Genomic DNA, 17,769 nt, shown 5'->3' with positions numbered 1-17,769 from the left:
GAACGGACGCTTCCTTCGGACCGCCTTCCAGCGGGCCCTCCGGGCGCTTCGTTCTTTCGTGTTTCCAGCTTACCAGATGCTTTCCGCTCCGTTTACCGGAGTTTCATTCATCCGATTTCCCGAACTGGCCGGGGCCGCTTTTCGCGACGTCCACCACATTAGCGCATTCCGGGATTCTCCCGAAATTCACGCCCCAGCCGATTGGCAGGAACGCCGACGAGACCCATCTGCATGGGCTGTCGAAGTGGGGTGGCCGCTGAGGCGACTCGGCGACAGTACTCCTCCTTCACGCCCAAAACAAATGGCGAGGTCCGGGCGGCGCGTTCCACAGCAAAGCGGCTGGTCCCGGCGGGACTCAGCGGGACTCGACGCCGGGCCAGCGCAGGAGTACTGCGGGGTCTCGAACCACGATCTGTCCTCGCGAAACGGTGACCAGGCGGCAGTCCGTGAGGACACGCAGGACACGGACCACCGACTCGCGAGAGGCGCCTACCGCTCCGGCGAGCTCCTGCTGGTTGATGACCAGGCGCCGTGCCGCGAGGTCCCCCGCTACCGGGGCCCCATAGCTCTGGGAGAGCCTCGCGAGGACCAGTGCCGTACGTGCGACCGTCGGCAGCGCGCCGAGGTCCGCCCGGCCGACGTCGGATTCCCGCAGCCGTTCGGCCACGCACCGCAGCACGGCCAACGCGAGCCCACCGTGCTCCTCCATGAGGGCGGTGAATCTGGGCGCCGGTACGGCCGTCCCCTTCACCTCTCCCATCGCCGTCGCCGTCGCCGACCGGGGCCCACCGTCCACGCAGGACAGCTCACCGAGCAGTTCATCCGGTCCGCGCAGCGCGAAGAGGCTGGTGAAACCGGTCGTGGAGACCGAGGTGACCTTCGCCAACCCACTCTGCGGGAGAACCACTCGATCGGCGGTATCACCCTCGCGCATCAGGAGCTCGCCAGGCCGCCAGCGCACCTCCTGGCCGACAGACCTGATCAGGCGTCCCCACTCCTCGGGCAACGGCGATCCGGCCATCTCCCACTCCCCTCGTACGTCGGCGTAGCCGGTCTCTCGTTCCCTCTGCTTCTTCCCTCTGCGCAGTTTGACGCAGACGGCCCCCTCCGCCTCGCGTACAAAGATGATCAGCCGGTCGCCGCACCGCGGACCGGCCCGGAAATCGACCGAACGGGAGAACCGCATGAGCGCCCCGACCATCGAATCCGACCGCCACTCGTTCCCGGGGCGCTCGGGCGCCGACGTTCCGGGCGCCGACGTTCCGGTCGCCGTCGCCGTCGCCGGTGGACTCGACACGGCCTGGCGAATCCACAGCTCGCTGTCCGAGTGGATCGGCCGGGTGGACGTCAAGGCATCGTTCGCCCTGAGCCTCGAAACCGCCGCCCTGGTGGCGATTGCGGGCGTCGCGCAGACCACGCCGCCCCCTGGGACGCACTCGGCGGGGAGGCAGACCGTCACCGCGGTGTGCCTCTGGTTCAGCGCGGTACTCGTCGCCACCGCTCTCGTCTTCGCCATCGCGGCGGTCGCCCCCCGGATCGGCCCTCGTGGCGACACCGATGACCGGCGGAACGATGACCGGCGGAACGATGTCATCTACTTCGGTCATCTGAGGCACTGGAGCGCCGACGAGCTGACCGAGGCACTCTCCGAGCAGGACCTGCTGCCGGCGCTGAGCCGCCAACTGGTGGTGCTCTCCCGAATCGCCTGGAAGAAGCATGTCCGGGTGCGATGCTCACTGGTCCTGGGCGGGATCGGGGTCACGCTGGCCGCGCTGCCAGCGATGATGATCTCCGTAGTGCAGGCAGGCTGACGGCAGCTCACCGATGTGACCGACCAGAAACGGACCCACTCCATGAACAGCACCGTTGCGGCCCATCCCTGGGACCTGCCACCCGAACACACGCTCATCGCGGTTGACATCAAGGACTTCAGCAAAGCCCCCGAACACCGCCAGCCCTTCCTGCGTCGTGCCCTGGACGACGCTCTGGAGTCGGCATTCACGCGGAGCGACCTTCTCGCGGAGTGGAAGAGCCCGACGTACCGCCAGAACACCGGCGACGGCTGCATTCTCGTGCTTCCGCCGGCCCGGACCTGGCGGCTGGTCGACCCGCTCATCCGTCTGCTGGACGAGGAGTTGCACGGCTACGAGCAGCAGCGTCAGCGTGAGGACCCGCCGCTGCTCGTCCGGGTGAGCGTGCACGTCGGCCCCATGCCCGAGAGCAACCTCGCGGACGCCATCAACGATGTGGCACGGTTCGTCGACAGCGACGCCGTCCGAGCAGGCATCGCCGCCGCGAGCGCCCACGGGAGTTACACCGCCCTCGTGCTGTCCGACGAGATGTACCGGCGGGTAGTTCTGGCCCGCCGGAGCAGGCTTCTGCCGGAGCGCGACTTCCTCCCGGCGCCCGCCACCGTGGCGGGCAAGGGGTTCACCCGAACGGCGTGGGTCCACGTGCCGAGACTCAGCCCCAGCGTGGTCGCCCAGTACCTGGAGGAGCCCCAGGTGCCGTCCCTCCAGGAGGAAGGAGAAGAGCGCAGGACGACCCCGCCGCCTCCGAGCGGCATTCAGGTCTCCGGCAACGTCAACATCAACACCTTGGCGGACAAGATCGACACCTTGCGGACCCGACAGATCAACCGCACCGACCGGGCCTTCGAGGAAGGGCGGATCACCGAGTGAGCACCGACGACCACCGGCCGGTCGACGACCTGGAGGGCCTGCTCGCATCGCTTCCCGCACAACGTCGAACGTCGGGATCGGAAGGTGATCCCGGAACCGCACCACCGCCATTCGTCCTGCCGGCACCCTTCGACGCGCGTGATGCTCGTCCCCAACAGGGCGCGTCTGCCTCCCGGATCACCAACATCGACGTACTCGCCAACCACATCGAGAACCTGAACCAGGAGACCCGCAAGCGCGACGTCCTCGACGGGACGGAGCTCAGCAGGGCCGAACTGGTCCGGTCCACCGTCTTCTTCCGACCGTCGGTGTGGGAACGGGCATGGTCGGACGGCGCCGACGCGCTCCGACCGGGCGGCAGCCACGGTGTCCTCCTGATCGTCGCGCGCCGGGGCTACGGTGCCACCACCTTCGCCCGACAGCTCTGCGCCCGCCACGCCTCGGCGGATTCCGTCCTGTTGGACCTCGAGGCCGACTGGAACCACCCGTCCGTCGGACGACTGCCTCTTGCTCCCGACCACACCTACCTGCTGGAGCTGAAGGACCTCGAGAGCGACCGCTTCGACCGCGACTTCCTCGACCGACTCTCCACGTTCGCGGCAAGCCTGCGCGGCGCCGACTCACGCCTGGTGGTGACCGCCACGGACGAACTCTGGGCCGGCCACCACGGGTGGGTCGGACCGGGGGTCAAGGTCGTTCACCTGTCGCAACCACCGAACGCCCAGCAGCTCGTCGAGCACCACCTCGAAGCGAGGGGCCTGGGTGCACTGATCAAGTACGTCCGGACGGCGAACGCCAGGGCATCGATCCAGGGACGGGACGCTGTCGAGGCCGTGCGCTGTGTGGAGACGGTCGTCCGGCAGTGGGCGACCCACAGGCAGCGGGAGGCCGCTGCCGACCACGACGGGGCGGCTGGCCCCGTCGACCGTCCCGTGAGGCTGGAGCACCTGGCCCCGCCGGCCACACCGGCCACACCGGCCGACGGGCTGCAGGCTCAGATCGAGCTGGCTCTCGCCGACTGGCGGAACCACTTCGACCTGCTCTTCAACGACCCGACCAGGCCGCCCGCCGCCAAGGAGTCGCCGCTCTCGCTCCCGGACCGCTGCCTGCTGCTCGCGTTGGCCATCCACGGCGCCGCACCAGCCTCGGTGATCGGTGCGGACGCGCACGCGCTGGAGACCGCCATCGAGGCCGCGTCCGGCGGACCGCAGGCCGTCGGCTCGCCCACCATCGGAACGATCTTCGGCGGGCGGGGGCTACGCCCGCGGCTGCTGGCGCTCTCCGCCGACGTCGATCCGCAGGACCGCGTCACCTTCGGCCGTCCCGGGTACTCGGAGGCCGTCCTCGGCTACGTCTGGGACAACTTCCCGTCGTTTCGCACCGTGCTGCTGAAGTGGCTGGTGAGCCTGCCCGTCCGTCCCCGGATCAACAGCGACCCGTCTCCGCGCGCCCTCACCGCACTGGTCCTCAGGCATCGGAAGTCGCAGGACCTGGACGCCCTGAGGGACTTGGCACTCCAGGCGGACCGTGCGCCACTCCTGGTCACCGTCACGGAGGGCACGCTGAAGGACGACCACATGTCCGGCACCACCTGGAAGGCGCTTTCCAGGTGGGCGAAGCAGGCCACACCCGTCCGCGCGGTCGTCGCGGAGGTCTGCCGGGGAGTCCTGCTCGACGGGGGCAGTACGCAGAGCGCCCGCCGACTGGCGATGACCCGGCTCCGCAATCTCGTCCAGACGGACGACCGCACACTCCGAAGCGCGGTACTGGCCGTCCTCGACCTCCTCGTGGCAAGGCCCGACATGCGCCCGATGCTGGTTCGCGAGGTCGAGAACTGGCTGGCCAGGGATCGGCCCGCGTCGGCAGGGCGCCTCTGCCTGCTCGCCCTGATGCACGGTGAGGACGCGGGGACTCCGTGGCTGCTCCGCGCGTCCTCGCCGCTGCCGGAGTCCCTCCTCCGCAGCGGACTGCGCGAACTGTTCGGCGACGTGACCGAATCACCGGAGGTCATCGATCGCGCGGCTGCCTGGCTCCACAAGTCCGCTGCCGACCACGCCACTGCCGACCTCGTCCTCGACTGCCTCGCACCCACGCTGCGAGGCCGCTCGCAGGCAGAGGCGGCCATGAGCCTGTACCAAGCCGTCCGCGACACGACTCTTCCGAACGGCAGCCGGGTCGGCGACCACCTCTTCGACCGCATCACGCGCCCGGAGACTCCTCAGGGAGCCCCCGATCCGCGACGCCGGGGACCGCACGACTGCCGGACGGGACGACGGGACCCGTGACAATGTCCTGACCGATCGTCAATTCACGGGATCTGCAGAACAGCTACCTCAACCGGGTCCCGCTGGTCCGGGCCGATCCGGGAAGGCGATGGTCAAGGGCGCGGGCGGCTGGATCTGCCTCGGCCGGGAGGGCAACCCCTACGACAAGGCGCTCGCCGTCGTCGAACTCCAACCCAGCCCCCGCGCGGGCGCGCAGTCGGCGCAGCATCCGGGCGTCCTGGAAGCCGACCGCGCGGGCGGCCGCCTCCGTGGTCGCGCCGTGCGCGAGGAGGTGCTCGGCCCGCTCGACGCGCAGTTCCTGCTGGTAGCGCAGCGGGGTGAGGCCCGTGGCCTCGGTGAAGTGGCGGGTGAGGGTGCGCTCGCTCACGCCCGAGGCGCCGGCGAGGTCGGCGAGGCTGAGCCGGTCGGTGAAGCGGGCGTCGATCAGGTCCTGCACCCGGTGGACGGCGTCGACCAGGTGGGCGCGGTGCCGCAGCATCGCGCTGGCCTGGCGTTCCTCGCCGTTGCGCCGGGCGTAGACGACCATCTCCCGGGCGATCCTGGCGGCGGCCGCCGGGCCGTGCCGGACGGCGACCAGGTGCAGGGCCAGGTCGATGCCGCTGGCGATGCCGGCGGAGGTCACCACCCGGTCGTCCACCACGTACAGCACGTCGCGGACCACGGCCGCCCTCGGATGGCGGCGGGCCAGTTCGTCGTGCAGGTCGTGGTGGGTGGTGCAGCGGCGCCCGTCCAGCAGGCCCGCCCGGCCGAGCGCGTCCGCGCCCGCGCAGACGCTGGCGACGGTGCCGCCGGCCGCGTGGTGGGCGGCCAGCCGCTCCAGCGTCGCCGGGGCGAGTTCCCCGTGCGCCCGCAGCTTCGGCGCCCGCCAGCCGGGGACGACGACAAGGTCCTCCGGCGTGAGGACGGGCCACTCGACGGGGGCGCGCAGCGTGAGCCCCTGCGCGGTGGGGACGTCCTCCTGCTCGGCCACGTAGCCGATCTCGTAGCCGAGGCCGTGGTCGGCCGCCGTCGAGAACACCTGGGCGGGCCCGGAGAGGTCCAGCAGGTGCAGCTGCGGGACGAGCAGGAAGACGACGCGGGTCACGATCCGGTCAGCTCCTTCACGGTGGTGACGGTGGCGAAGCGGCCTGCCAGAGCGTACTCGGTACGGGCGATGATCTCCTCCGTGCTGAGCGTGCGCGGGTCCGCGAGGATCTCCTCGAGGCTGCGCCCGGCGGGGGCGTCGCGGTGCTCGATCGGGTGGGTGGCGGTCGCGTCGACGACGAAGGTGACCTCGTAGCCGAGGTCGGCCGCGACCCGGGTGGTGGTCTCGCAGCACTGCTCGGTGCGGATGCCGCTGACGATCAGGTCGCGGATCCCGTGCTGGGTGAGCAGCTGCTGCAGGTTGGTGGTGGTGAAGGCGTTGTGCGAGGACTTGGTGACGACGGGCTCGCCCTGCGCCGGCTCCAGTCCGTCCATCAGGCGGACGTGGCCGAGGGCGGGGTCGAAGACCGTCCCGGTGCCGGGCTCGGAGTGCAGGACCCAGACGACGAGGTCGCCCTCGGACCGGGCGTGCTCGACGAGCTTGCTCACCTGCCCGACGATCCCGGGGTCGGAGACTGCCGCCCAGTTCTCGCGCTGGAGGAAGGAGTCCTGGACGTCGATGACGAGGAGTGCGTTGGTCATGCCCTCATCCTCACCCCCGCGGGATGCCCGGGCGAAGGCCCCATCGGGCCCGGATGCGGAACGATCCGGTCACCGGGCTGGGGCGCTGCGCCCACCGAAGGCGGCCCCGGGCGGCTACCGCCCCCGGTGGGCGGCGATGACGTCCCGGTACCAGGCGTAGGACGCCTTGGGGGTGCGCTTCTGGGTGGCGAAGTCGACGTGGACGAGGCCGAAGCGCTGGCTGAGGAGTCCCTCCGCCCATTCGAAGTTGTCGAGGAGGGACCAGGTGTAGTAGCCGCGGACGTCGATGCCTTCGGCGACGGCCCGGGCGAGGGCGTGGAGGTGGGCGGACAGGAAGTCGATGCGGGGCTGGTCGGGGGTGGTGGTCTCGGTGAGGGAGCAGCCGTTCTCGGTGACGGTGAGGGGTGGGAGGGCCTGGCCGTAGCGGTCGCGGAGGGTGAGGAGGAGGCGGGTGAGGGCTTCGGGGACGACCGGCCAGCCGAAGGCGGTGTGGGGGACGTCGGGGATGTCGACGAGGTCGAAGGGGAGGTCCGGTTGGGTGGGGGCGGCGACGCGGGTGGGGTTGTAGAAGTTGATGCCGAGGGCGTCGAGGCCGGGGGTGTGGATGAGCTCGGTGTCGCCGGAGTGGATGGCGCCGTAGAGGTCGTCGGGGACGCCGAGGGCGGAGAGGTCGGGGTAGCGGCCGAGGAGGACGGGGTCGGTGAACAGCCGGTTGTGGAGGGCATCGTAGGCATCGGCGGCGGCCGCGTCGGCGGGTGAGCCGGTGGCCGGTTCGACCGGGGTGAGGTTGTTGGCGAGCATCACCTCCAGGCCCCGGTCGTGGAGGACGGTGGCGGCCAGTCCGTGGGCGAGGAGCTGGTGGTGGGCGGCCGGGAGGGACTCGAACATGAGGGTGCGGCCGGGGGCGTGGATGCCGAGGGCGTAGCCGTAGACGGTGTGGACGAAGGGCTCGTTGAGGGTGATCCAGGCGGGGACGCGGTCGCCGAGGCGGTCGGTGACGACGGCGGTGTAGTCGGCGAAGCGGTGGGCGGTGTCGCGGTCGAGCCAGCCGCCGGAGTCCTCGAGGGCCTGGGGCAGGTCCCAGTGGAAGAGGGTGGGCAGCGGGGTGATCCCGGCCTCGAGGAGGGCGTCCACGAGGCGGTCGTAGAAGGCGAGTCCGGCGGGGTTCACGGCGCCGCGGCCGGTGGGCAGGACGCGGGGCCAGGCGATGGAGAAGCGGTAGCCGTCCAGGCCGAGGCCCCGCATGAGCTCGATGTCCTCGGCGTAGCGGTGGTAGTGGTCGCAGGCCACCGCCCCGCTGTGCCCGTCCCGTACGGCGCCGGGGCGGGCGCAGAAGGTGTCCCAGACGGACGGGCCGCGGCCGTCCTCCTCCACCGCCCCCTCGATCTGGTAGGCGGCGGTGGCGGCGCCCCAGCGAAAGTTCGCGGGCAGGTCGTAGCGGTCCGGCATGGGAGCCTCCCGACTAGAACATGAGGGGTACTCATGTTACTGGCAGGGCCACCTCTTCCGTCCACCGGTCGGTGGACGGAAGGTCCAACGTGCCGACCGGGCATTAGGGGTGGCCCCGCTGTAGGGTCGGCCAATGGCCAAGTACTTCGACGTGCACCCCGAGTCCCCCCAGCCGCGGACCATCGCGACCGTGGCCGACAGCCTGCGATCCGGGGCCCTCGTCGCCTATCCGACCGACTCCTGCTTCGCGCTCGGCTGCCGGCTGGACAACCGTGAGGGGCTCGACCGGATCCGGTCGATCCGGCGGCTGGACGAGCGGCACCACTTCACGCTGATGTGCCAGGACTTCGCGCAGCTGGGGCAGTTCGTGCAGCTGGACAACAACGTCTTCCGCGCCGTCAAGGCCGCGACGCCGGGCAGCTACACCTTCATCCTGCCCGCCACCAAGGAGGTGCCGCGCCGTCTGATGCACCCGAAGAAGAAGACGGTGGGCGTGCGCATCCCCGACCACGCCGTCACCCGGGCCCTGCTCGCCGCGCTCGGCGAGCCGCTGCTGTCCAGCACGCTGATCCTCCCCGACGAGGACGAGCCGATGACCCAGGGCTGGGAGATCAAGGAGCGGCTCGACCACGTCCTCGACGCCGTCGTCGACTCGGGCGACTGCGGCACCGAGCCGACCACCGTCGTCGACTTCTCCAGCGGCGAGCCGGAGATCATCCGCTACGGCGCCGGGGACCCGGGCCGCTTCGAGTAGCGGGTCGCGGCTCGCCCCCGCCGTGCTGACGGGACTTTCAGCGGGCGGGCGATCTTGGCCCGGACTGCGGGTAAGGTGGTGGATCGTGGCCAGTCGTAGAACCTCGATCATGGAAGCAGCGGCGCGGGTGATCGCGCGGCGCGGAGTGCGCGGGCTGCGCGTGGAGGAGCTCGCCGCCGAGGCGGGCGTGTCCACCGCGCTGATCTACTACCACTTCAAGGACCGCACGGGCATCCTCCGGCAGACGCTGGAGTTCATCAACGACCGCGCCGAGCGCTACACGACCGAACGCGCCGCGGACGCACCGCCGTTGACGGCGCGCGAGGAGCTGGACCAGACGCTGCTGCTGGAGCTCCAGGACACCGTCGAGGTGCGGGAGAACAGCACCGCCTGGGGCGAGCTGCGGGCGAGCGCGGTGTTCGACGAGACGCTGCGCGAGGACCTGGCGCGGGCCACCCGGGTGTGGGTTCAGGAGATCGCCGAGCTGCTGGGCACCGTACGGCCGATGTCCTCGGCGGTGGCGCTGGCCGGTGCGGCGGAGCGGCTGACGGCCCTGCTGGAGGGGCTGAGCACCCGCTGGCTCAGCGGCAGTCTGCCGCTGGCGCACGCCCGCACGCTGATGATGGACGCGATCGACATCGAGGTCTCCCGGCTCGGGTCCTAGCCGGGAGATCCCGGGTTCCGGCCGGGAGAATCCGTCACGCTCCGCAAGGACGTCCCTCCTGTGGAGTCATGACACGCCCATAAGTTTGACTGATTTTTCAGTCAGTGCGAGCCTGAAGCCGCAGGCCGGTGCCACCCAGCACCCCGGCCCGGCGACCCCGGCCCGGCACCGTCGCACGAACTGGAGAACCCTCATGACCGGCTACCACGACGACCTGCCCCGCTTCTGGGTGCCGGCGGACGACGCCCCGCACGCGCGGACCTGGATGTCCTGGCCCTCGCGCCGAGGTGTGTGGGGCCTGCGCCTGGGCGGCGTCCAGGAGGACATCGCCCTGATCGCCCGGACGATCGCCGAGTTCGAGCCGGTCGTCCTGTGCGCCCCCGACGACTGGAGCGCGGACAAGGCCCGCGCCCGCTGCGGCCCCCGGGTGGAGGTGATCACCGCGATCCCCACCGACGACCTGTGGATGCGCGACACCGCGCCGGTGTTCCGCCGCGACGGGTACGGCGGCATGGACGCCGTGGTCCTCAACTTCAACGGCTGGGGCAACAAGCAGGTCCACTACGACGACGCCCGGGTCGCCGAGCGGATCGCCGCCCGCCGCGGGCTGCGCCACTCCTACGCGGACTTCGTCGGCGAGGGCGGCGCGATCGAGACCGACGGCGACGGCACGGTGATGGCCACCGAGAGCAGCCTGGTCAACAAGAACCGCAACCGCGGCACGAGCCGGGCCGAGATCGAGGACGCCGTCCTGGACGCCTACGGCGCCGACAAGATGATCTGGCTGCCCGGCATCAGAGGCCAGGACATCACCGACGACCACGTGGACGTGACCTCCCGGTTCGTCCGCCCCGGCGTGGTCATGGTGCAGCTGCCGCCGGCCGACCGAGACGACGCGTGGGCCCGCGACGCCCGCGAGCAGTTCGCCATCCTGTCCGCCGCCACCGACGCCCGGGGCCGCCGGCTGCAGGTGATCGTGGTGCACGGCCCGGACACCGTCCGCTCGCGCAGTTCCAAGTTCGTGGACTCCTACCTCAACTTCCACCTCGTCAACGGCGGCGTCGTCACCGCCCAGTTCGGCGACCCGTACAAGGACGCCGCCGCCCGGGAGACGCTCGCCGCGGCCTTCCCCGGCCGCGAGGTCGTCCAGCTCGACGTCGACCGGCTGATGACGGGCGGCGGCGGCATCCACTGCTCGACCATGCACGAGCCGATGCCGTGATGCCGTAACCCGCCCGACCCTTCGAGACCACCCCGACCCACAGCCGGAGGATCCAGATGACCAGCACCCCGTCCCGCCGCACCATGATCCGCTCCCTCGCCGCCGTCGGCGCCGGGGTCGGCGCCCTCACCCTCGGCCTCACCGCCTGCGACCCCAACGGCGTCGAGGACCCGGAGGGCGCCGTCCCGCCGACCCAGCCGGGCGGCGCTCCCGGGACGCCCGGGACGCCCGGCACCCCCGGCACCCCCGGCACCCCCGGCGCCCCCGGCGCCCGGCGCTTCGGCGCGGAGTGGGAGAAGCACCCGCGCACCGTCATGTCCTGGCCCGCCTCCGAGAGCGTCTGGGGCGAGCAGCTCCCCGACGTCCGCCGCGACGTCGCGGGCCTCGCCCAGGCCATCGCCGCCCGCGAACCGGTCGTGCTGATGGCCCGTCCGGAGCAGGCGGAGGCCGCGAAGAAGGCGTGCGGCTCGGCCGTCGAGGTCGTGCCCATCGCCGTGGACGACCTGTGGGCGCGGGACACCCTGCCGGTGTTCGTCGAGGAGGGCGGCAAGGTCAAGGGCGTCGACTTCAACTTCAACGGCTGGGGCGGCAAGCAGCAGCGCGGCAACGACTCCAAGGTCGCCCGGGCGGTGCTCGCCAAGTACGGCGTGGAGCGCGTCGAGACCCGGCTCGTCGGCGAGGGCGGCTCCTTCGAGACGGACGGCCTGGGCACCCTGATGGTCACCGAGAGCTCCGTCGTCAACGACAACCGCAATCCGGGGATGAGCCGCGACCAGGTCGAGGCCGAGCTGAAGAAGGCGCTCGGCGTCACCAAGGTGATCTGGCTGGCTGGCGTCAAGGGCAAGGACATCACCGACGCCCACGTCGACTGCCTGACCCGCTTCGTCGCCCCCGGCGTCGTCCTCCTGGACCGGGCCTTCCCCGGCACCCCGGCGGACGTCTGGTCCCGCTCCGCCGACCAGGCCCGGGCCGTCCTCGCCGAGGCCACCGACGCCACCGGCCGGAAGCTCAGGGTGATCGAGATCAGCCAGCCCGACCCGGACAGGATCACCGGCCGCGGCGACGCCTTCGTCTCCTCGTACATGAACTTCTACATCGGCAACAAGGCCGTCTACCTCCCGCAGTTCGGCGACTTCCGGGCCGACGGGCACGCCCACGAGGTCTTCACCGACCAGTTCCCGGGCCGCGAGATCGTCGCCCTGCCGATCGACACCATCGCCTCCGGCGGGGGCGGCATCCACTGCTCCACCCACGACCAGCCCGCCACCGCCTGAGACGCCGAGGAGGTCCCGCTCAGCCGGCTCTGCCTCCTCCGATCGCGCCGACCGTGCCGACCACGCCTCGGCGGCCGGGCGTCATCGCGGCTCCGTCCGGATGACGTACGGGCGCCGCCACCGCGACGGCCGGGAGCGTGTCCGCTAGCAACGAGGGACACGCCTCCACCGAAAGGCAGCCCGCCATGGCCGCACCCACCACCTTCGACCACGACGCCGCCGGCTACGGCCTCGCCCACGCCTACTGCCTGGCCCGGGCCTGCGACCTCGCCTACAAGGACGGTGTCACGATCGACCGGCAGGCCCGGGACTGGGGCTTCGACACGGTCCGCCACCACGCGACCGCGTTCACCCCGCCCTTCCCCCTCCAGGACACCCAGGCGTACACGATGGCGAGCCCCCGGATGATCGTCGTCGCCTTCCGGGGCACCGAGCCCCGGGAGATCCGCGACTGGCTCACCGACGGCACCACCCCGCCCTGGCCCGGCCCCTCCGGGACGGGCTACGTGCACCACGGCTTCGCCGAGGCCCTGGAGTCGGTCTTCCCCGAGGTCCGCAAGGCCGTCCTCGAACTGCGCACCGACGGGCAGAGCGTCTGGTTCACCGGCCACAGCCTCGGCGGCGCCCTGGCGATGCTCGCCGCGGCCCGCCTCCAGCTCGAGGACCCGCGCCTGACCGCCGACGGCGTGTACACCTTCGGCCAGCCGCGCACCTGCGACCGCCTGCTCACCGCCGCGTACAACAAGGCGTTCAGGGGCCGCGGCTACCGCTTCGTCAACAACAACGACGTGGTCGCCCAGCTGCCGCCCGAGCCCGCCTTCACCCACGTCGACACGCTGCGCTTCATCGACTCCAAGGGGACGGTCCACGAGGGCGGCAGCGGCCTGCTCGCGGGTGTGGCCGACCGCGCCAGGGGCCTGACCTCCGCCGCGTTCGAGCCGACCGGCGAGGGCGTGCGCGACCACATGATGCGCAACTACCTGGCGGCGCTCGCGAAGAACCTCTGAACACGGCGAGGGACCGCCACCCCTGCGAGCGGGGGCGGCGGTCCTTCCGTACGTCCGTGGGCCCGCTCAGAGGGCCCGGTCAGAGGGCCCGGTCAGTGGGCCCGGTCAGTGGGCCGAGTCGGTGACCAGCGCCGTGATCTCCGAGGCGAGGTCGGGGCCGAGGGCGCCCCAGCCCTCCTTGTAGCCGTAGACGGCGGACAGGGTGCGGGCCTCGTAGTCGCCGTTGAGGATCTCGATGTCGTCGGGGGTGATGAGCGCCGGGTGGGCGACGCCGACGGCGGAGGAGACCTTGATCAGCTCCTTGCGCAGGGCGCGCAGGTAGACGGCGGCGCGGGTGGACTTGGAGGCCGGGTCGAGGCCCCGGGCCAGCCACGGGTTCTGGGTGGCGATGCCGGTGGGGCACTTGTCGGTGTGGCACTTCTGGGCCTGGATGCAGCCGATGGACAGCATCGCCTCGCGGGCGACGTTGATCATGTCGGCGCCCAGGGCGAAGGCGACGGCGGCGTTCTCGGGCAGGCCGAGCTTGCCGGAGCCTATGAAGGTGAGCTCGTCCGTCAGGCCCAGTTCGGCGAAGGTGCCGTAGACCCGGGAGAAGCCCATCCGGAACGGCAGCGACACCGAGTCGGCGAACATGCGCGGCGCGGCGCCGGTGCCGCCCTCGCCGCCGTCGACGGTCACGAAGTCGACGCCGCGGTCGCCCCGGGCCATCAGGGCGGCCAGCTCCTGCCAGAAGGCCATCTCGCCGACGGCGCTCTTGATCCCGACCGGCAGGCCCGTCTCGGTGGCGACCAGTTCGACGAAGTCGAGCATGGAGTCGACGTCGTGGAAGGCGGTGTGCCGCGACGGGGAGGCGCAGTCCTTGCCCGCCGGGATGCCGCGGATCTTTGCGATCTCGGGCGTCACCTTGGCGCCGGGCAGCATGCCGCCCAGGCCCGGCTTGGCGCCCTGGGAGAGCTTGATCTCTATCGCCCGGACGGGCGCGCCCGCGACGACCTCCTTGAGCTTGTCGAGGTTGAAGCTGCCGTCCTCGTCGCGGCAGCCGAAGTAGGCCGTGCCGATCTGGAGGACGAGGTCGCCGCCCTGGCGGTGGTGCGGGGAGAGGCCGCCCTCGCCGGTGTTGTGCATGGCGCCGGCCTCGGCCGCGCCCTTGTTGAGCGCGCCGATGGCCGCGCCGGAGAGCGAGCCGAAGCTCATCGCCGAGATGTTCACGACGCTGGCGGGCCGGAACGCCTTGGCGCGCCCGCGCGGGCCGCCGAGCACCTTGGCCGAGGGCAGCGGGGCCTTCGGGTCGTGGGCGTCGGGCAGTTTGCCGGCGAAGGTGCGCTGCTTCAGGTAGGCGTGGCCCTGGACGTGCTCGACGTCGACCTCGGTGCCGAAGCCGAAGTAGTTGTTCTCCTCCTTCGCCGAGGCGTAGATCCAGGTGCGCTGGTCGCGGCTGAAGGGGCGCTCCTCCTCGTTGGAGGTCACGATGTACTGCCGCAGCTCCGGACCGATCGTCTCCAGCAGGTACCGGGCGTGCCCGAGCACCGGGAAGTTCCGCAGCAGCGCGTGCTTCTTCTGGACGAGGTCGCGGGCTGCCAGGAGCGCCACCGCGGTCGCGGCGGCAGCGCCGATCTTCCGGGCTTGCATGGAGGTTCCTCCTCGGTGGGCGATCCTGTCGCCGTCGGCGGGGCCGTCGTGTCGTGTCGGCGGCGGACGGCCGGCTCACCCTTGGGAGGGAGCCGGCCGTCCGCCGAAGCCCGATCGTAGGAGGCCCCGCGGACGGGCCCGCGGGCAGGGCCCCTCGGGCGGCGGAGCCGCGCGGGGGCGGTGCGGCACGCGGTGACCGCTGCCGGTGTGCCCGGGTCAGTGGCCGTCCGGCAGGTGGACGCCGAGACCGGCGAGTCCCTCGAGCATGAGCTCGACGCCCACCGCCGCGAGCAGCAGGCCCAGCAGCCGGGAGAGCACCTCCAGCGAGGTGCGGTGGGTGCGGCGCAGCAGCGGGGCGAGGACGGCGACGCAGAGGTAGTTGATCACCGCGACGGAGACGTAGGCGCCCGCGACGGTGGCCTTCCAGCTCCAGGCGTCCTGGTTGAGCGAGGCGACCAGGACGGCGGTGATCGCCAGGGGGCTGGCGATGTAGGGCAGCAGCAGGGCGCGGATGCCGTCGACCAGGGGGTTGGGCAGGTGCTCGTCGTCCTCGCCCTCGGCGCCGAGGTGGACGCCGAAGACGAGGGCGACGGCGTAGACGAAGAAGATCGTCCCGCCGGCGAGCTGCAACGACTGGTCGCTGATGTGGAAGAGGTTCGTCACGTACTTCGCCCCGAAGCCGAGCACCAGGCCGATGAAGGCGGCGATCCCGGTGCTCCACGCGGCGAGGCGGCGCAGGTCGCGGGTGGTGCGGTCGCCGGCCAGGCGGGCGAAGGCCAGCAGGGTCTTGGGCGGGCCGACCACGGCGAAGAACGTGACGAACGCGCTGCTCAGGTTGAAGACGAACATGCCCCCAGCATGCCCGTGCCGTCCGTCCGCGCCGGGGTGGCGAGGCCGACGCGCGCACCCTGCCGGTCCGTCACTCCGCTTCGGTGACGCGGAAGACCGGGAAGCCCGGGGCGATGCGGAGCAGGTCCTCGGTGGAGGAGTCGACGGTGATGTCCTCGAAGAAGTACTTGACCTCCCAGGCCCAGCGGCGCAGGTACTCGCGGAGCACCTCGGGCTTGTCGGCGTCGGCGACCTCGACGGCGCGGAAGGTCTCGACCCGGCGGCCGACCCGCAGTTCGCCGGTGCCGGAGGCGCGCAGGTTGCGGACCCACTGCACGTGGCCGCGCGGGGCGACGAGGTAGCGCTCGCCCCCGTGGACGAGCAGGTTGACCGGGGTGGTGCGCCACTCGCCGCTCTTGCGGCCGCGGACGGCGAGGACGCGGGAGCCCATGAGGCTGATCCCGGCCTTGGTGAGGCCCGCGACGGTGCGGTTGAGGAGCTTGACGGAGACGGCGGCGAACCGGGTGGTGGGCACGATCGCGCGGTTGGCGAGGTTCGGCTCGGGCTGGATGGCTTCGGACTTCTCGGACATCGGGGGCTCCTTGGATCGCGCAGCTACCGCTCACATTCGAGAGCACCGCTCTCGTTGACGCCTTCAGCTTGGCACGCCCGCACCCGCCGCGCAAGAGCAGTGCTCTCGAATGTGTGCATTGCTTCGATCCGTGGCAGGCTGTCCCCATGACAGCGATCCGAACCGCCCGCGAACGGGCCCGCGAGGAACTCACCCGCGAGATCAAGCAGGAGGCCCGCCGGCAGCTGGCCTCGGTCGGCGCCCAGCAGCTCTCCCTGCGCGCCGTCTCCCGGGAACTGGGCATGGCCTCCTCGGCGCTGTACCGCTACTTCCCCAGCCGCGACGAACTGCTCACCGCGCTGATCATCGACGCCTACACGGAGCTCGGCGACGCCGCCGACGCGGCACTCTCCGGCCTGGGCCCCGACAGCGGCGCACGCGAGCGCTGGCGCGCCCTCTGGCAGGCGGCGCGCGCCTGGTCCCTCGCCAACCCGCACGAGTACGGCCTCGTCTTCGGCACCCCCGTCCCCGGCTACGCGGCCCCCCGCACCACCATCGAACCCGCCGCCCGGCTCCCCGTCGCCCTCCTCGGCGTCGTCAGCCGGGCCACCCCGGCCCCCTCACCCTCCGGCCCGCCCCTGCGAGGCGCCCTGGCCGACCAACTCACCGGCGTCGCAGCCCAGTTCGCCCCCGGACTGCCCCCGCAGACCCTCGCCCGGGCGGTGGCCGCCTGGATCCAGCTCATCGGCTTCCTCGGCTTCGAACTCCACGGCCACCTCGTCGGCTCCTTCGAGCCCGCCGACGACTACTTCGCCTGGACCGTCGAGCAGACGGCCGACACCATCGGGCTCTGAGCCACACGCGAGCGCCCGTCCCGGGAAGCCGCTTTCCGGGACGGGCGCTCGCGGCAGCAACCGGCGACCTCAGGCGGGCATCGGCGCGAGCTTGATCATCGCGAACGGGGCGCCCTGCGGGTCGGCGACCACGGTCATGCGGCCGGCCATCATGTCGAACGGCGGCGCGAGGACCGTCCCGCCCTTCTTGACCAGGGCGTCGGCCGTGGAGTCCACGTCGTCCACCGCGAAGTAGGTCAGCCAGTGCGGGGGCGTCCCGGGCGGGTCGTTGGCGAGCAGCGAGGCCCCGCCGACCGGCTGGTCGCCGACCTTGAGCTCCCAGTACTGCTCGGCGCCCTTCATCGGCCCGATCTCGATGCCGAACGCCTCGCCGTAGAAGGCGGTCGCGCCCTCCACGTCGTTGGTGTGCAGCTCGTTCCAGGTCAGCGCGCCGGGCTCCCTGACCACGCCCGCGCCGGGGAACTGCGCCGCCTCCCAGACGCCGAACACGGCGCCCTGCGGGTCGGCGGCGACCAGCATCCGCCCGAGCGGGCCCACGTCCATCGTCGGCACCAGCAGCGTGCCGCCGGCGCGGACGATCGCCTCCTGGGTGGCCTCGGCGTCGGTGGTGGCCAGGTAGGTGGTCCACACGGTGGGCGGGGTCGGCGCGCCCTCGGGCGCCATCGCCGGGCTGATGCCCGCGACGGGCCTGCGGTTCAGCAGGCAGACCGCGTACCCGCCGAACTCCTCGGGGCCGCGCTCCCCCTGCCAGCCGAACAGGTCCTTGTAGAAGTCCAGCGCGGCCTGCTGGTCCTGCGCCATCAGGTCGATCCAGCACGGAGTGCCGGTCACGTACGGGTCGGTGACGTCGGGCATGCTCGCTCTCCTGGTCAGGTCTCCACTGCGT

17 protein-coding genes are annotated in these 17,769 nt (G+C 71.7%); 9 read left to right on the top strand and 8 right to left on the bottom strand.

The genetic code is table 11. The annotated features are described in order from the left end of the window. Positions 1–355 precede the first annotated feature (355 nt). A complete protein-coding gene (locus IH61_RS44510) occupies positions 356–1,186 on the bottom strand; it encodes a Crp/Fnr family transcriptional regulator (protein ID WP_158844975.1) in 831 nt (276 codons plus the stop codon). Here IH61_RS44510 and IH61_RS46940 point away from each other — a divergent pair. Genes IH61_RS46940 through IH61_RS0114665 form a run of 3 tightly spaced genes read left to right on the top strand, consistent with a single transcriptional unit; the run spans position 1,185 to position 4,966 of the window. After that, positions 1,185–1,811 (top strand): Pycsar system effector family protein, encoded by a 627-nt coding sequence (locus IH61_RS46940; RefSeq protein ID WP_051837041.1) that lies wholly within the window; start codon positions 1,185–1,187, stop codon positions 1,809–1,811. The genes IH61_RS44510 and IH61_RS46940 overlap by 2 nt on opposite strands. Positions 1,812–1,853: 42 nt before the next feature. Further along, positions 1,854–2,681 (top strand): hypothetical protein, encoded by an 828-nt coding sequence (locus tag IH61_RS0114670; protein ID WP_051837039.1) that lies wholly within the window; start codon positions 1,854–1,856, stop codon positions 2,679–2,681. Next, entirely contained in the window at positions 2,678–4,966 is a 2,289-nt protein-coding gene (locus IH61_RS0114665; protein WP_031069633.1) for a hypothetical protein, read from the top strand. Before IH61_RS0114670 ends, IH61_RS0114665 begins: the two co-directional genes overlap by 4 nt. 43 nt (positions 4,967–5,009) lie before the next feature. On the opposite strand, the gene IH61_RS0114660 is transcribed toward IH61_RS0114665, so the two are convergent. The 3 genes from IH61_RS0114660 to IH61_RS0114650 form a co-directional block, all read right to left on the bottom strand. Further along, positions 5,010–6,050 (bottom strand): GlxA family transcriptional regulator, encoded by a 1,041-nt coding sequence (locus tag IH61_RS0114660; RefSeq protein WP_078911097.1) that lies wholly within the window; start codon positions 6,048–6,050, stop codon positions 5,010–5,012. After that, positions 6,047–6,631, bottom strand: a complete 585-nt coding sequence (locus tag IH61_RS0114655) for a cysteine hydrolase family protein (RefSeq protein ID WP_031069630.1) — start codon at positions 6,629–6,631, stop codon at positions 6,047–6,049. Before IH61_RS0114655 ends, IH61_RS0114660 begins: the two co-directional genes overlap by 4 nt. A gap of 114 nt (positions 6,632–6,745) precedes the next feature. After that, positions 6,746–8,080 carry a GH1 family beta-glucosidase gene (locus tag IH61_RS0114650; protein ID WP_031069628.1) on the bottom strand — a complete coding sequence of 445 codons (1,335 nt, stop codon included), beginning with the start codon at positions 8,078–8,080 and terminating at the stop codon, positions 6,746–6,748. A gap of 133 nt (positions 8,081–8,213) precedes the next feature. On the opposite strand from IH61_RS0114650, the gene IH61_RS0114645 reads away from it, so the two are divergent. The 5 genes from IH61_RS0114645 (at position 8,214) to IH61_RS0114625 (ending at position 13,001) form a co-directional block, all read left to right on the top strand. Further along, positions 8,214–8,834, top strand: a complete 621-nt coding sequence (locus tag IH61_RS0114645; RefSeq protein WP_031069627.1) for an L-threonylcarbamoyladenylate synthase — start codon at positions 8,214–8,216, stop codon at positions 8,832–8,834. A gap of 85 nt (positions 8,835–8,919) precedes the next feature. Next, a complete protein-coding gene (locus IH61_RS0114640) occupies positions 8,920–9,498 on the top strand; it encodes a TetR/AcrR family transcriptional regulator (protein ID WP_031069625.1) in 579 nt (192 codons plus the stop codon). A gap of 193 nt (positions 9,499–9,691) precedes the next feature. Continuing rightward, positions 9,692–10,720 (top strand): agmatine deiminase family protein, encoded by a 1,029-nt coding sequence (locus IH61_RS0114635; RefSeq protein WP_078911096.1) that lies wholly within the window; start codon positions 9,692–9,694, stop codon positions 10,718–10,720. 56 nt (positions 10,721–10,776) lie between these two features. Continuing rightward, entirely contained in the window at positions 10,777–11,994 is a 1,218-nt protein-coding gene (locus tag IH61_RS0114630; protein ID WP_031069622.1) for an agmatine deiminase family protein, read from the top strand. A gap of 185 nt (positions 11,995–12,179) precedes the next feature. Then, positions 12,180–13,001 (top strand): lipase family protein, encoded by an 822-nt coding sequence (locus IH61_RS0114625; protein WP_031069620.1) that lies wholly within the window; start codon positions 12,180–12,182, stop codon positions 12,999–13,001. Positions 13,002–13,106: 105 nt separating this feature from the next. Here the strand turns inward: IH61_RS0114625 and IH61_RS0114620 are convergent, their stop codons facing one another. The 3 genes from IH61_RS0114620 to IH61_RS0114610 all read right to left on the bottom strand — a co-directional run bounded on the left by IH61_RS0114620 (position 13,107) and on the right by IH61_RS0114610 (position 16,050). Further along, positions 13,107–14,630: an FMN-binding glutamate synthase family protein gene (locus tag IH61_RS0114620; protein ID WP_031069619.1), complete on the bottom strand. Its 1,524-nt coding sequence runs from the start codon at positions 14,628–14,630 to the stop codon at positions 13,107–13,109. Between the two features lie 216 nt (positions 14,631–14,846). Continuing rightward, positions 14,847–15,479, bottom strand: a complete 633-nt coding sequence (locus tag IH61_RS0114615; protein WP_031069617.1) for a MarC family protein — start codon at positions 15,477–15,479, stop codon at positions 14,847–14,849. A gap of 70 nt (positions 15,480–15,549) precedes the next feature. Continuing rightward, a complete protein-coding gene (locus tag IH61_RS0114610) occupies positions 15,550–16,050 on the bottom strand; it encodes a nitroreductase family deazaflavin-dependent oxidoreductase (RefSeq protein WP_078911095.1) in 501 nt (166 codons plus the stop codon). A 146-nt stretch (positions 16,051–16,196) separates the two neighbouring features. Between IH61_RS0114610 and IH61_RS0114605 the strand changes: the two genes are divergently transcribed. Further along, complete coding sequence (locus tag IH61_RS0114605; RefSeq protein ID WP_031069613.1) at positions 16,197–16,883, top strand: TetR/AcrR family transcriptional regulator; 687 nt, start codon at positions 16,197–16,199, stop codon at positions 16,881–16,883. Between the two features lie 69 nt (positions 16,884–16,952). On the opposite strand, the gene IH61_RS0114600 is transcribed toward IH61_RS0114605, so the two are convergent. After that, complete coding sequence (locus IH61_RS0114600; protein ID WP_031069611.1) at positions 16,953–17,738, bottom strand: VOC family protein; 786 nt, start codon at positions 17,736–17,738, stop codon at positions 16,953–16,955. Between the last annotated feature and the right edge of the window lie 31 nt (positions 17,739–17,769).

The organism is Streptomyces sp. NRRL WC-3742, from assembly GCF_000720635.1.
Taxonomy (GTDB): Bacteria; Actinomycetota; Actinomycetes; order Streptomycetales; family Streptomycetaceae; genus Kitasatospora.
This window is presented reverse-complemented; position numbering and strand designations above follow the sequence as displayed.